We start from the raw sequence: 15,489 nt of genomic DNA on the forward strand, positions 1-15,489 counted from the left end.
AAATTCGTGTGATCCGGATCACGATTATCATGTGAGCATAATCACTTTACAGAGGCAGGCGGCTTAACGTTTCTCTGGAAACACCTAAATAAGCTGCTAAAAGAGACTTCGGAACGCGCTGTACAAGAGATGGATATTTTTTCAAAAGCTGGTCATACCGTTCTTTTATTCCCGTTGTCATCATGGAAATAGTACGCTGCTGGGCCGAAATGAAACCCATATAAGCTTTTTCAAGGAAGAAATGCTCCAGTTTTGGAAGTTGGGCACAGAGTTTTTTGTAATCAGCTAACGTAAGGCATAATACTTCTGTATCTTCTATACATTCCACAGACATGGTTGCTGTATTTTGTTGATAATAAGCGGGAAAATCTGTTTCCCACCAGTCTTCCATGGCAAACCCTACAATATGTTCTTTCCCTGTTTTGTCTGTATACACCAACTTCAGCAAGCCTTTCAATACAAAATAATTGTAAGGTACTGCTTCTCCTTCCTGCACTAAAAACTGATGCTTTTTATATTTTTTATAGGTGAAACAGGATGATATGAATTCAAATTCATCATCATTAAGAGGAGTTATTTTTTCGATGTGGTTTCGCAGCTGATCCAGCATATTCAGTTTCTTTACCCTATAAAATTACAATTTAATCCTAAGGTTTCTCTTTCAACAGTTCGTCCATCTGTTTATAAAATGAATCTTTACTATAATCTGCAAATCCTTTATGATACAAACGGATTTCCCCTTTTTTATCCAGAACAACAGTAGTAGGCAAAGAACCGCTATACAGTACAGCAGGAATATTTCCAGCCGGCACCAGAAAAGGAACCGTGAAGCCTTCTTTTCTTAAATAAGATTTTCCTAAGGCAACATTATCATCAAGATTTACGGTAAGAAATACCATATCAGGATTGTTTTTATATTGATCATATAGTTTCTGGACAGATGGGAACTCTGCTCTGCACGGAGGACACCATGATGCCCAAAAGTTAATGAAAACTACTTTATTCCGGAAGGCAGAAATATCTATGATCTTTTCATCCTCATTTTTCAGAATAAATCCGGCATAGGAAACTCTGGTTGAATTATTTTGTGGTTCTTTTGGTTCTGATATGCTGGAATTGAGAATTCCTGTGGAAGCAACCTGTCTCATCAGCCAAACTTTTGCATCTTTATTCACTAAGATGACAATAAACAATACCGTGAGTATTATAGTAGAAACATTTTTCCTTAGCCATGTTTTCAGATTTTCCATTTTCTTCCGCTTAATTCTTAGCCAATATAAGATTAATATTTTGATCAAAAATCCGGAAGAATTGTTTTTACAATAAAAAGCCTTCAAATACTTAAATTTAAAGGCCTTTCTCTGTGTTTTTACTTTAAGTTATGATCATGGTAAGATTCTTTAAAAGCTATATTTTATTCAACAGTTTCTTTCTGAAAATAAAAAGGAGCGAACTGAAAAATGTCAGATAGGCAATATTGAATATTGCACCTCCCACCCAACCAGAAAATGGAAGCGGTAAGAGTCCTTTTATAGGGATAATACATAAAGTCAGTACAAATGGAGTCAGCAAAGCCATCCATCTCGGCAACAGTGTTTTATTTAAAAGAATACATACAGCCAATGAAATCCAGCCCACCGCCAGTACTCCAATAGCCATTCCCCATGCGATATTCAGCATTTTCATAAAACCTCTTCCTGTTTCCAGAAGATAAGGATGAGCAACTGAATCGGTGTGATAAACCGCCTTATAAATCTCTCCAACATAGAAGAATCCGGCATGCCCTAAAGGCGACAAAACTGCCCCGGCCAATAAAATCCAATAGACAAAGACTGCATACCATTTCTGGGTATCTTTGAAAAACTGATACACCAGCCATGTGGCAGGAAGCAGCAAAGGACCAGTAAGCGCTCCGATCAAAGCTCCAAACATCAATCTGGAAGAGGAACCTTCCAACATTAAAGTGGCAAATTCAACATTTACCTGATCTGCATAGGTCTTTGAAAATAATGGATAATCTGAAGGATCCGGATCAAATCCGGCAACATACACATCACCGATGATCCAACATACTGAAACGGCTATGGCAGCTGCAAAAGACCAGTTTATTTTGGCTGAAAATTTCATAATTTTTATATCATTAATGGTTAGCAAACTTTACATCATTCCTTTGTATAGGTTCTTCATGAGGAATTAGAAAAGTGAATTTTTATTATTAAGAACAATTCTAAATAATAATTATCTTTGTGCAAAACTACCCTAAATAGGTAACAGGATGGGTACGTAAAACGGAATAAAAAGTCCGCAAAAAGGAAATTCTAAAAAGGGAAGCAAAATGACAGTAAGACTATATGATAAAAACTTTGGAAACCTACTGATGGAGAAGAATTATCCTGCTCCTTATTTCTTTAATGACGGGGAAATTCAGGAATGCATCACCCAGCTCTTTCCTCCCTATGGAAATGGTTTTTATCACGAAATAAGTTTCGCCAACGTTCATATCAGTTTCGGAAATATTTTATTGCCGAAGCGGCTTCAGCTGTACCTGGAAAGTGATTTTGATTCGGTAGAAATGCATTTTACCCTTAAAGGAAAAAGTAAGGCGATTTCAGGTAACTTCCAGAAAACTGTAGCATTTGACAGCTATCAGCACAATATTATTTATGCCCATCATATGGAAGGCAGAATGGAATTTGAAGGCCCGGAAATGCATTTATTTGAAATCAATCTGGCTCCGGAATTCTTTAAAAAATTTCTGCCTGAGCATTCGGGAGTATTTGAAATATTCAGAAACTCGATCGAAAGACAAAATTCCTCTCTCCTCCAGCCGGAACACAACCGTATTACCCAGGAAATGTATCAGATCCTGAATGACATTATGCATTGCAGCAGAAAAGGTATATTCAAACGAATCTATCTTGAAGCCAAAGTAAGTGAACTTCTTCTGTTACAGCTTGAACATTTTTTTGACCGTGACTCCTTCCCTTCTTCTCTTCAGAAAAAAGATATTGAAAAAATGTACGATGTAAGAGATTATATTATCAATAATCTGAATGCAGATAGTTCACTGAATGACCTTGCCCATCTGGTAGGAACTAATGAATTTACCCTGAAGAAAGGCTTTAAAGAAATTTTCGGGACTACCGTATTTGGATTCTGGAATGATCTCAAAATGGCACAGGCAAAAAAACTGCTTCTCGACAGCAATCTGAATATCAGTGAAATTTCCGACAATATCGGTTATAAAAACCCAAGACATTTTTCAGCAGCATTTAAGCGAAAATTTAACATAGTACCCAGCAAACTCAGAAACAGGTAACAGCCAGCACGCTTTTGAGCTCTTTCTGATCGATTTCTTATACCTGACCATAATAAAATTCAACTCATCATCGTTAATAATTTGTTTTTAACAAAATCCATTGAAAAACAACAATAAATCAATATACAATGCATAATATTATTTTTTGTGTAACAGTCTTATTTTATCCTTGCTATTACAATTTTCAAAAACCTGTTTTTTCAATGGATTTATTTCATAATTAAATTGTTACGTGTAACAAATCCTCTGTTCATCCAACTAATCGTACATCATCAAAACATTAATTCATATACAAGAGATCTACTACTTTAAAATAAACTAATGCAAACATCCTTTCTAAAAATCACCGCTGCCACCGCTGCACTCTGTTTCAGTACCCTGGCAATGGCCCAACAAAACTATTCTGTAAGTGGAACCGTGAAAGACAAAAAAAACGGTGAATTGCTCATCGGAGTATCTGTAAAAGTAAGCGAAGATCCCACCATCAATGTTGTTGCCAATGAATATGGCTTTTATTCCCTTTCACTGCCTGAAGGGAATTATACCCTTATTATTTCTTACCCTGGATATAGAGATTTTGAACAGCAGATCAAAGTAGACCAGAATATAAAGCTTGATCTACCTCTTCTTCCTGCGGAGACAGAAGCAAAAGCGATTGATGAAGTGGTAATAACCGGAATCAAAAAGGATAAAAACTTAACCTCAGCGCAAATGGGAGCAGAAACGCTGAGTATTAAAAATATAGAAAAACTTCCTGTTCTTTTTGGAGAAAAGGATGTCATGAAAACCATACAGCTTTTACCGGGTATTAAAAGTAACGGTGAAGGAAGCAGTGGTTTCAGTGTAAGAGGTGGTGCTACCGACCAAAACCTGATATTACTGGATGAAGCTCCGGTTTATAACGCCTCTCACCTTCTTGGGTTTTTCAGTACATTCAACAGTGATGCCCTGAAAGATGCCAGCATCATTAAAGGAAACAGTCCGGCTCAATATGGAGGCCGACTTTCTTCTGTGCTGGATGTTAAAATGAAAGACGGAAACAATAAAGATTATAACATCAACGGAGGAATTGGTCTGATCAGCAGCAGACTGAGTGTAGAAGGTCCTATTCAAAAGGAAAAATCTTCATTCATTGTTTCAGGAAGAAGAACCTATGCCGATTTGTTCCTGAAAACCAATAAAGATTATAAAGACAACAAGTTATATTTTTATGATCTCAATCTGAAAGCCAATTATCAGATCAATGAAAACAACCGTATTTACCTTTCCGGATATTTCGGAAGAGATGTTTTGGGACTGGGAGATACTTTCAATACAGATTGGGGAAATACAACGGCAACGTTGAGATGGAACAGCATCATCAGCAGTAAATTATTCTCCAATACCTCTTTCATCTACAGCAATTATGATTATAAAATCAGTCTAAAAAATGATGATACCGTATTTGATTTAAATTCGAAAATCCGTGACTGGAATCTTAAGCAGGACTTTACCTGGTTTGCCGGAAACAAACACTCTGTACGTTTCGGTCTGCAGTCTATTTATCATACGCTAACTCCGAGCAGTGCTTCCGGAACTACGGTGAGCAGTTTTACAAGAAATCCGAGATACTCGTGGGAAAATGCCGTGTACATCAATGATGATTATAAAGCAACAGAAAAGCTAACCATCAATTATGGGGCAAGGCTTTCCATGTTCAGTGTATTGGGAGGCGATACATTCAATACCTATGAGAATGGTGTGCTTACCGACAGCCAGTTTTTAGAGAAAGGAAAATTCGGGAAAACATATGTGAATATTGAACCGCGTATTAGTGCCAACTATCGCATCAACGAAGTCAGCAGTGTAAAAGGAGGATATTCCCGAAACACCCAGAATCTTCATCTTTTAAGCAACAGCAACAGCGGAAATCCTACCGATCAGTGGATAGGAAGCAGCTATACGGTAAAACCGGAAATTGCAGATCAGATCAGTGTGGGCTACAGCAGGAATTTCAACAACAATAATTATGAATTGAATGCTGAAGTTTATTATAAAGATATGAAAAACCAGATCGACTTCAAAAATGGGGCTCAGATTGGTTTTGACACTGGATCCGATGTAGAAAGTGAACTGTTATTTGGAAAAGGAAGAGCCTACGGTCTGGAACTTATTGCCAAAAAGAAAAGCGGAAAACTGACAGGATGGATTTCCTATACGCTCTCTAAAACAGAAAGAAAGATTAACGGAATCAATAATAATGAGTGGTATAATGCCAGAATGGATAAGACTCACGATCTTTCTATTGTTGCTACTTACCAGCTTAATCCAAAATGGAGTTTTTCAGGATTGTTTGTGTACAGCACAGGAAATGCGGTTACCTTCCCTACCGGAAAATATGAGTTGAACGGACAAACGATCTTCCAGTACAGCAACAGAAATGCTGACAGAATGCCGGCCTATCACAGAATGGATCTGAGTGCAACGTATGAACCAAGTTCCAATAAACGCTTCCGTGGTTCATGGACATTCGGTATTTACAATCTTTATGGCCGTGAAAATGCTTACACTATTAATTTCGAAGACAATCCAGACCGTCCCGGAACTACGCGTGCCATGCAGACCTCTTTATTCCGCTGGGTACCCAACATCACTTATAACTTCAAATTCTAAATCATGAAAAATACATTTTATATCATAGTATCTCTTTTTGCATTAACCTCTTGTGAAAAGGAGATTGATCTGGATCTGAATGATCAAAGCGGGAATATTGTTATTGAAGGAAATATAACCAATCAATCCGGACCTTATACGGTAAAAATAACAAAATCAGTAAGTTTCTCAGAACCGAATCAATATCCGGCGGTCACGGGAGCTCAGGTCATTCTAAGTGATGATATGGGACAAACCGAAACCCTTCATTATGCAGGAAACGGTATGTATCAAACGACAACTTTCGCCGGAGAGCCTGGCAGAACCTATACCCTGAAGGTACAGGCCGAGGGAAAACAGTATACTGCTCAAAGTACAATGCCTGAAGTAGTCTATTTCGATGGATTGAAACAGAGTTCCTTTAAATTTGGAGATAAAATCACTTATACCCTGTTACCACTCTTTACAGATCCAATGCCACTGGGAAACCGTTATCTTTTTAGTTTTACGATCAATGATCTTCCCAAAAAATACATGAATACTTTTTCAGACAATGTGAACAACGGATTGCCTAACCAACAGCCTTTGATTCTCCCTAATGACGATAATAAAGGCAGAGACCACGAAGTGGTAGTAGGTGATAAAATCCATGTGGAAATGCAGTCTATCGACACCAACATATTCACTTATTACAGTGCCTTACTTCAGATTTCCGGCGGCAATGGCGGAACCGCTACTCCAGCCAATCCTCCAAGTAACATCAGCAATGGAGCATTGGGATACTTTTCAGCTCATACAACAGATACGGAGACTTTTGTCATCCAGCCTGTTACTCCATAAATGTAAAAAAGGATATTCCCACTACGGAATATCCTTTTTTTATTCTCCGTTCTATCTTAATCTCCTTTTTAAAGCGTAATACCTGTACAGGAGTTTATCATACCTGATTACACAAAACAGCAATCCTGCAGTTGCAATCAGTGTTTTTAAATAGATCATACTATAAACAAAACCACCCATCATACATCCCGAAAAAAAGCAGGCAATAATGACCAGTTTCAGGGTGATATTCTTTTTAAGCTGACGCTGTTCATTTTCCCGCTCCTTAAAAAACAGTTTTGAAAGCTCTATTCCCAGATCGGTAAACAATCCCGTAAGATGAGTGGTTCTCACTACAGACTGGGATACTCTCGTCACCAATGAATTCTGAACGCCCATGGCAAAAAGTAAAAGTCCCGCAATAGTATAAGGAGATATTGAGATTCCGAGTGTCTTATCATCTGCTATTCCCACAAAACCCAATATCAGAATTTCGGTAATCAAAGGGATGAGATGCGGACGGAACATTCTGCGCCCGAACGAAAATTCAACCATAAAACTTGAACAGAAAGCTCCTCCCAGAAAACATAGAATGAAGATAAAGTAAGTAAAGGCTTCGCTATAATGATCGAGAAGAATCTCTTCGGAAAAGAAGGCAAAATGCCCCGTTATATTAGTGGTAAGTACTTTAACAGATAAAACACCTACAATATTCACGATCCCGGCAACAAATGACAGGGCTGAAGCCAGTTTGAGATTGTGAAAATAAGTTCTGTTTTTCCCTCTGTGTCTGAACATTTTAAACTTCTGTAAGGCTGGTATCTCATGTTATCTTTTATAACTTAAAAACAGCTGGATAAGATAAATAAGTAAAAAAATAAATAAGAAATGTCAGCATACAGCTGTGAAAAACATATCCGCTTAAATATTTATCCAGTGTTCTATATAGATTTACTACATCCTTTTTACCATAAAATTCTATTTTTTTGTAATAAACAATGAGTCTGCAAATGAAGCAAAAATAGCTTTTACAGGCCGCTTCAAAATGTTCTGTACCCTATTTCAGAATCAATTTTATTACTTTTGTAAAAGTAATCCGTTCAGGAAGAAAAGCTTGTGATATAGATCGGCTTAAAATGTGATTTAAGTTAAAAACTGAGCGTAGATTCAACATCATGTAAAGTAAAATTATGATCTCAAAATTTATTTTTAATAATCAGTATCTTTTTGATGAACTCCCTGAATATGATAAGAATCTTCTTACAGGAGCGATGAAAACCAAAAACTACCGTAAAAATGAGCCTATATTTACAGACGGGACAAAGCCTAATGGCGTTTACTATCTTAACGAAGGGAAAATAAAGAAATACAAGGTTGATAATGACGGAAGGGAACAGATTATTTACATTTACAGCTCCGGTGAATTTTTCGGGTATTCTGCTATTCTGAGCAATGAATCTTATGGAGATACCACCTCAACGCTGGAAAATTCTGTTATCTCATTTATTTCTAAAGACAATTTTATGGATATCCTCAGTCAGTCATCCGTTCTTTCAAGGCTGCTGCTGAAATCTTTAAGTCATGAATTCAGTGTGATGGCAAATCTTATCGCTGTTCTGTCTCATCGTACAGTACGGGAAAGAGCGGCTCTCAGTTTACTGATTCTTCACGATAAGTATACATCAAATGATGCTCCTGATGATGAAGTATTCATTTCTCTTTCCCGTGTGGATCTTGCCAATATGGTGGGAACTGCCAGAGAAACTTTGGCCCGCATCATCAATGATTTTAAACAGGAAAAATTAATCAGATCTGAAGGAAGGAAAATACAGATCATCGACTTTAAGCGATTGATTCATATTGCTAATTTCTATTAATTTTATCTTCTTAAAAATGAACATTTAAAATCCTCAGTTCTCTACTGACAGCCTGTTGTCATAAGTGTCTATTACCTTTGTTTCAAATTAATTCAAACAAAATACCTTATGAAACTTACCTCATTAAGACTCATCAGTAAAGACATCAAAGCAGCAGTAGAATTTTATGAACAGGCTATTGGATTATCTGCCCGATGGTATACTGAAGATTTTGCAGAACTTTCTGCTGACTCCATTACCATTGCCATCGGAAGTACCCGAACGATGAAAATGTTTTCGGAGGGTCTGACAGATTTCGCAGGAACAAAATCAATCATTATCGAATTTCTGGTTAAAAATGTAGATGAAGAATATGAAAGAATCAAAAATATAGCTTCTGAAATTATTCAGGAGCCAACAACCATGCCTTGGGGAAACCGATCACTTCTGTTCTGTGATCCGGATGGAAATATGATAAACTTTTTTACTCCTGTAAGTGATGAGGCTGTAAAGAAGTTCAGCTAAACCTTTCTTCAATAAAAATAAAACCTCGCTGTTCATCAACGAGGTTTTTGTTCTAATTTTAAAATTCACTCTTATTTCCCAAGGAATTCAATGGCTTTCGCTACAAAAGTATCATGATACTGATAAAAAGAAGCATGGCCTGAGTCCGGAAATATAACCAGTTCTGCATCATCTAAATGCTGAGCCATATTTTTAGCATTCTGAACCGATACCGGAAGATCATTTTCACCATGAACAATTAATACCGGTTTTTTGATTTTTTCAATTTCCGTAAGAGCATCAGCATTGGGTTGAGCCCAGCTCAAAACCGCCGTAAACTGTGCGTTGGAAGCAGCATCATTTAATGGAAGATCTCTGTCTGTGGTACGAAGCTGAACTCTTGCGAAAGATGCTTTACCTTCTCCTGTACTTTGAGCAGATTCTGTAAACCCAAATTTCAGATAGGAAGCTTCGGGACTTAATCCGGCTGTTCCTGCAATAATATTAGGCAGATTCGACAATCCGATTGCTCCTTGCGGACCTGTTCCTGTTAAAATTACTTTGTTGATCAGTGACGGATTGGTCAGCACAATTCTCTGGGCAACAAATCCTCCCATAGAAAACCCCATGATATTCACTTGGGTCAAATTTAAAGCTTTGATAAAATCTACGGCATCGTCAGCCATTGCCTGAACAGTATTCGGGGTTGTTCCTTTTGAGGAAGCCACTCCTTTATTGTCAAAGATAATTACTTTATACTTTTTTGCCAGTCCGTCTGTCACTGCAGGATCCCAGTCATCCATTGAGCCTCCTAACCCCGGCAACAGTACCAATGGAATGCCGTCTTCTTTTCCCAGCACACGATATGCAATGGCATTTCCTTTAACCGTTATGAATTGGGTCTTGGCCGTTTGGTGGTTTCTGTTTTGTACCTCCTGTGTCGTCGTGGGAGGCTCATTTTCTTCCGTGCAGGATACGGTCACTACGGTAAAAAGAGTTAAACATAATAAGCTTACGGCTGAGATTTTTCTGATTGTTTTCATTGTAGTTTATTTTTGTATGATTATGGTGCAAACATAAAACACAAAAACAGGCAGGACACTCAAAAGCTTTATCAACAGGACATTTTAATGAGTTAATTAGACATTTTTGAAGGTGAAAATTAAAATTCCTAAAACTGTTTTTAAAACTCTTTGGATTTTTTCAATGCAATAAGGGCTTCCATTGCTTTCTCAGCATCTTCTTTCGCTATAAAAATATGATCATGAAAATAAGCGGCAACCACATTGCAGCTGATATTTTCCTTTTTCAAGGCATTGGCAAAAGCTGCGGTGAGCCCTATGGCTTCCAGAGAGGAATGAATAGTGAGCGTGATCCATGAAGAAATATAACTATAGGGCATTTTCCATTCATCGGCTATCGTTCTTTCCAGCACAATGGTAATGGCTTCATGTTCCCGGAAGAAAAACAGAATCTTTTCTATATCCGGTATTCCGTTTAAAGTTTCAACAGTGCAAAACACAAATTCTCCGGCATTCAATACAGGTTCCATATTCTGAATCAAAACCGATAAGTCTTTTTCTCCTGACATCTTTTTTTTGATACAAAACTAAGGGATAGATGGCAGCATTCTGTTTATCATTTGATAAAAAAACACTCAAACATCCAATTAAAAAAGGGAGAAAAATAGATTCCTCGTTCAAAAACAAAAAAAGAGGCTGTCTGCCTCCTTTTTGTTTGTAATGTAACCTATCAACTGAACCTCACTATATGTGTTTGTGTTTTTTTTTGATCATTTGGCTTTTTTTAAGAAGTCCGTTTAAGGTTATTCATACACTTCTTTTAATTTCATCAGTGTGTATTAATTTTCATCATTTGTGTTCTTATAACTATCCATTTATTATTTGTATAGCTATCATCATTTGTTGTTTTTTGTGTATGAAATTTTATTCCTTCAAAAAGCATTTCTCAGTTGCTTTTTTCATTACTTAAATTTCATAGTACAAAGGAACAACATTACAACATAAAATCTTCTATAAACCCCATCGATACATGTCGATCGACTTATAGATATTTATCGATGAAATATTATTTTCTGACAATAAGAAGTGAATAACCCCTTAAAACACTATAGCTTATGATGGGTTTTGACAAGTTCAACAAGCTCAACCATATTTTCAATCTTTAGTTTTTCAAAGATATTTTTTTTGATGGTGCTTACTGTATTTTGTTTGATATTCAGGCTGTTTGAAATTTCCAGGTTTCCATATCCTTCAGCATAAAGTTCTGCAATCTGAAGTTCTCTTTTGGTTAAACTGTTGAGTGGACTTATCAGATCCGGATTGTATACAAGCTGTACCAATAGATCCCGTAAAAGATTAGAAAAATATTCTCCTTTCTCGATAAAGGTTGTAATGGCCTCCCTTACCTCTTCTTCTTCACTCAGTTTACTCAGATAGCCATTCGCACCGGCTTTGATAAATTTAAGGCCATGCAGTTCCTCTTCAAGTCCTGTAAAAATCAAAATTTTAAGATCTGGATTTACACTTTTCATCTGAGGTAAAATATGAAGACTGTTTCCATCCGGGAAATGGGCATCAATGACGGCCATTTCTACTCCTTTTGACTCTATGATCTCCAATACCTGATGTAAGGATGAAGTCTGATAAATCTTAGCGTGAGGAATAATATCACTGATTACGATTTCCATTCCCTGGCGTACAATGCTGTGATCGTCTGCAAGCAGGAAAACAATCTCTTTATTTTGAATTGGTGTTTCCATTTTTATTACTATTTAAATTGATCCTGAATGTCACTTTCGTTCCTTTGTGCAGTTTACTTTCAACTGATATATCACCATCGAAAAGTTCAACAATTTCTTTGACCAGATTAAGCCCAAGTCCTGCTCCCAGATTATCCACCTCATCAGACACCATTCCCTGATAATAAGGATCAAAAATTTTACCAAGATCCGATTCTGATATTCCTACTCCGGTATCTCCTACCGTTGTGATCAGGGAAATTTTATTTTCTCCAAGAGATTCCGTAGCCATCACCAGATCAATCTGTCCGTTTTCTGTAAACTTGTTGGCATTTCCGAGAATATTCATAAAAATCTGGTTGATTCTGATGTTATCCGAAAATACATTCAGATTCTCCGGAATTCTGTCTGTTACCACAAACCTGTTATTTCTCGTTTCCAGATAAGGCGTAATCACCTTTACAATAGAACTGATCTCCTCTTTAAGATTGAAAACTGAGGGTATAAGTTCTTTTTCAGCATTTTCATTTTTGGTGTATTCTAAGATCTGATTAGACTGCAGAAGCAATGTACTATTGGTAAATTTGATCGATTTAAGATAATCCTTTATCGTTTCATCTTCCGTCGTTCTGTGGATCTTATCTATGAAAATATTGATAATTTTTAACGGAGACCTCAGATCATGGCTCAGCATTCCCAGAATCCTGTTTTTAAAATTAAGGTTCTTTTTAATCTCTTTATTTGCTGCATTAAGCTTTTGTTCATAGATAAATGCTACTCTTGTAAAGTACATGATCAGAATGGACACAATAAACATCAGAATCATCAATCCCAATACCAGATAGCTTCTGATCTTGTTATTATTAGAGCTTTGTTCATTGTATTCTTTTTCCAGTTGGGATTTAAAATCCTTGATGGCATTTTCGTACACTTCTATTAAGCTGTTGCTATACACCAGAAGTTTACTGAAATTGCTGTAAAACTGCAGGTTATTTTTCTGATTTTGAACGGCAAGCATCTGTACCTTCTTTACTTCAGCAGCATAATGCTTATCCATAGACTTTATTGTGTTGTCCATTTTGGATTTAACCTGAGAAAGATCCAGCGTTTTGTTGTTGGTCATCGTGATCACCGTACTTTCTTTCTGAACATCCACTTTCCCTGTTACAGCGTCTTTTAAACGTCCGAAAAAGCCTTTCTTTTTAATGGTATCGGCATAAGTACGGGTTTGAATTTTCAAATCTTCAAAATCATTTTTGTATTTTGCTGGTTCGAACTGTTTATCTTCAATATTTTGAGGTGGATTCAGAGAAGTCTGGTATACCGAATCTATTAATGTTTTCAGTTTTGCAGTCTTCACCGTATCCTGACGATGAAGAGACAACGTCTTTTTCAGTCTGGGACTTGTATTTTCATATTCCCCAATTTTATCAAAATTGGTTTTAAGTTTTCTCAACGACTGGAAATATAACTGTAATTCTCCGTTATCCTGAGTCGCCATATATTTCTGAAGATGTTCCTGGGCATCCAGAAAATCTTTCCTCGAATTATCTGTCAATCCTCCCAATGCACGGCTTTCCTCCAGCTGATCTTTAATAAATTTCAGCTTTTTCCCGTTAACAAATTCGTTATAAAAAAATATGGCGATAATGACCTGTATCAGTAAAATACAAAAGATCAATGAGTAATGAACAAGTTTTCTCAATTTAAAATTTAAGAATTTATATTTCATATTTGTTTATCAGTTAAATTAATTTCCTGACTACATAAGTCCATTAGATATTAGCCTTCAACAATATACCATTATTTTCAACAATTTCATAATAGCTGTATATCATCCAATTGGCAAAGTTAAAGTAATTTTTGTCTTCTTATAATAATGAATATTTGATAAAACTCACAGAATTTAATTTTTTTCTCTATCAAAACGCCATATAAATATTCAGTTTGATCTGCGTAAATCTATTTTTTTAGATCAATTGCAAAAGTTGGGGTGCTCTAAAATATTCTGCATCTGCCTGTATTATTATATCTAGCGAATAATATATAATCAATAACGTGTGAAAAATCAATAGACGGCTACTCATCATATCAGTAATTTTGAGGGGTCAGAATTCCTGTTTTTTCACCATTAAGTATTTCTACTACATACCACATTTGGTCATTTACACTCTAAGAACATATACCCTCTTCTTTGTTACTTTGAAATGCTTATTAATAGTGACAATATTCAATGGGAAACCAGAATATGCACATGTACCGGCAGATTCGTCTCTATACCTAATCTATCGTAGCAGATAGAACTCAGAGCGTATTGAAGATCAGTAATAGTGGTACATTCCTCCCTATTGATCTCTTTACGTTCTCTGTTCTCTTCAATACGATTTAAAAAATAAAACAAATAACCTATGATTACAGAAAACTACGACGTAATCGTCATTGGCGGAGGAGCAATAGGGCTGGCTACGGCTTATCATCTTGGCCAGCGCCAGGCAAAAACATTAGTATTGGAACAGTACACTTTTGTGAATCAGCTCGGCAGTTCTGCAGGAGTATCACGCCAGTTCCGGATTCCTTATCCGGATGAATATATGGTACAAATGGCTTTGGATGCATTGCCTTATTGGGATGAACTGCAAAAAAAGACGGATACTCAATTGCTTGATAAAGTAGGAACACTCTGGTTTGGTGATCCGGAAGTACATTCTACAGAAGGAAATATTGCTGAAGCTGAAAAAGCTTTAAAAGCATTAGGAGTTCCGTATACCACATTAACTTCAAAAGAAATTGAAGAACAATATCATTTCAAAAACCTTCCGGAAAATTATACAGGCTTGTTTCAGCCGGATGGTGCCAGCATTAATTTTAAAGCAACCATTGAAACTCTTTTAGGTCTTTGCCAAAAAGAAGAAACCGTAGAACTTAGAGAAAATTCTCCGGTGCTGGAGATCAAACAAAACGGAGACCTTTTTGAGCTTACCACACCCAACGGAGTTTATATCGCCAAAAAACTGGCCATCATTCCCGGACCTTATATCAACAGCGTTATCAACCTGCTTGATTTTAAAATAGAAGCCACTTACTGGAATATGTCTTCTGCTTATTTTAAAAAGACTGATCCTGCGATACAATATCCAACCTGGTTTGTATTCCAGAATGCAACAGGAGATAACGGCAACCAGTTTTATGGTTTTCCATCCGTGGAATGGGATCATCCGGAATACATCCGCGTAGCCCCAGATTTTGTCATCAAACCTTTGGAAGAACCAAGTGACAGAACATTAATTCCAAATCCCCAGGAGCTGGCCTACACTTCTGAATGGGTACAAAGCCATATGACCGGGCTAAGTATTGAACCGGAATATACTTCAACATGCCTTATCGCTTTAAGTACAATTCCCAATAAAGAACTGCTGATTGATTTTGCACCACCTTATGTTCCCAACCATAAAAACATTGTGGTATATGCCACCGGATGGGCTGCCAAATTCACTCCTTTCTTAGGTAAAATCATGTCGGATCTTGCATTAGACGGACATACTGATTTTGATATTACTCCATTCCGATTAGGATATAAATATTTCTTAGCACTTTAAAAT

14 protein-coding genes are annotated in these 15,489 nt (G+C 36.7%); 6 read left to right on the forward strand and 8 right to left on the reverse strand.

From position 1 onward, the window contains the following. Positions 1-46: 46 nt before the first annotated feature. The 3 genes from CQ022_RS16660 to CQ022_RS16670 form a co-directional block, all read right to left on the reverse strand. Positions 47-610, reverse strand: a complete 564-nt coding sequence (locus CQ022_RS16660) for a Crp/Fnr family transcriptional regulator (protein WP_105683444.1) — start codon at positions 608-610, stop codon at positions 47-49. 37 nt (positions 611-647) lie between these two features. Then, complete coding sequence (locus tag CQ022_RS16665; protein ID WP_105683445.1) at positions 648-1,250, reverse strand: TlpA family protein disulfide reductase; 603 nt, start codon at positions 1,248-1,250, stop codon at positions 648-650. Between the two features lie 157 nt (positions 1,251-1,407). Then, positions 1,408-2,127 carry a DUF6796 family protein gene (locus CQ022_RS16670; RefSeq protein ID WP_105683446.1) on the reverse strand — a complete coding sequence of 240 codons (720 nt, stop codon included), beginning with the start codon at positions 2,125-2,127 and terminating at the stop codon, positions 1,408-1,410. 208 nt (positions 2,128-2,335) lie between these two features. On the opposite strand from CQ022_RS16670, the gene CQ022_RS16675 reads away from it, so the two are divergent. The 3 genes from CQ022_RS16675 (at position 2,336) to CQ022_RS16685 (ending at position 6,790) form a co-directional block, all read left to right on the forward strand. Next, complete coding sequence (locus CQ022_RS16675; protein ID WP_105683447.1) at positions 2,336-3,319, forward strand: helix-turn-helix transcriptional regulator; 984 nt, start codon at positions 2,336-2,338, stop codon at positions 3,317-3,319. Positions 3,320-3,640: 321 nt separating this feature from the next. Further along, on the forward strand, positions 3,641-5,971 hold the full coding sequence (locus tag CQ022_RS16680) for a TonB-dependent receptor (RefSeq protein ID WP_105683448.1): 2,331 nt from the start codon (positions 3,641-3,643) through the stop codon (positions 5,969-5,971). A 3-nt stretch (positions 5,972-5,974) separates the two neighbouring features. Next, on the forward strand, positions 5,975-6,790 hold the full coding sequence (locus CQ022_RS16685) for a DUF4249 domain-containing protein (protein ID WP_105683449.1): 816 nt from the start codon (positions 5,975-5,977) through the stop codon (positions 6,788-6,790). A 51-nt stretch (positions 6,791-6,841) separates the two neighbouring features. Here CQ022_RS16685 and CQ022_RS16690 read toward each other — a convergent pair whose 3' ends face one another. After that, positions 6,842-7,567 carry a YoaK family protein gene (locus CQ022_RS16690; protein WP_105683450.1) on the reverse strand — a complete coding sequence of 242 codons (726 nt, stop codon included), beginning with the start codon at positions 7,565-7,567 and terminating at the stop codon, positions 6,842-6,844. Between the two features lie 392 nt (positions 7,568-7,959). Here CQ022_RS16690 and CQ022_RS16695 point away from each other — a divergent pair, with 392 nt between their 5' ends. After that, positions 7,960-8,646, forward strand: a complete 687-nt coding sequence (locus CQ022_RS16695) for a Crp/Fnr family transcriptional regulator (RefSeq protein WP_105683451.1) — start codon at positions 7,960-7,962, stop codon at positions 8,644-8,646. 108 nt (positions 8,647-8,754) lie between these two features. Next, positions 8,755-9,150, forward strand: a complete 396-nt coding sequence (locus tag CQ022_RS16700) for a VOC family protein (RefSeq protein ID WP_105683452.1) — start codon at positions 8,755-8,757, stop codon at positions 9,148-9,150. 71 nt (positions 9,151-9,221) lie between these two features. On the opposite strand, the gene CQ022_RS16705 is transcribed toward CQ022_RS16700, so the two are convergent. From CQ022_RS16705 to CQ022_RS16720, 4 genes are all read right to left on the reverse strand, one after another. Beyond that, complete coding sequence (locus CQ022_RS16705) at positions 9,222-10,172, reverse strand: alpha/beta fold hydrolase (RefSeq protein ID WP_105683453.1); 951 nt, start codon at positions 10,170-10,172, stop codon at positions 9,222-9,224. 140 nt (positions 10,173-10,312) lie between these two features. Then, positions 10,313-10,720, reverse strand: coding sequence for an ACT domain-containing protein (locus CQ022_RS16710; protein WP_105683454.1), 408 nt, complete (start codon positions 10,718-10,720; stop codon positions 10,313-10,315). A gap of 537 nt (positions 10,721-11,257) precedes the next feature. Then, positions 11,258-11,911: a response regulator gene (locus CQ022_RS16715; RefSeq protein ID WP_185126822.1), complete on the reverse strand. Its 654-nt coding sequence runs from the start codon at positions 11,909-11,911 to the stop codon at positions 11,258-11,260. Further along, complete coding sequence (locus tag CQ022_RS16720) at positions 11,889-13,622, reverse strand: sensor histidine kinase (protein ID WP_105683455.1); 1,734 nt, start codon at positions 13,620-13,622, stop codon at positions 11,889-11,891. The genes CQ022_RS16715 and CQ022_RS16720 overlap by 23 nt, the downstream gene beginning before the upstream one ends. A 676-nt stretch (positions 13,623-14,298) precedes the next feature. Between CQ022_RS16720 and CQ022_RS16725 the strand changes: the two genes are divergently transcribed. After that, a complete protein-coding gene (locus tag CQ022_RS16725) occupies positions 14,299-15,486 on the forward strand; it encodes an FAD-dependent oxidoreductase (RefSeq protein ID WP_105683456.1) in 1,188 nt (395 codons plus the stop codon). Positions 15,487-15,489: the final 3 nt, after the last annotated feature.

Source organism: Chryseobacterium culicis, from assembly GCF_002979755.1.
GTDB lineage: Bacteria > Bacteroidota > Bacteroidia > Flavobacteriales > Weeksellaceae > Chryseobacterium > Chryseobacterium culicis_A.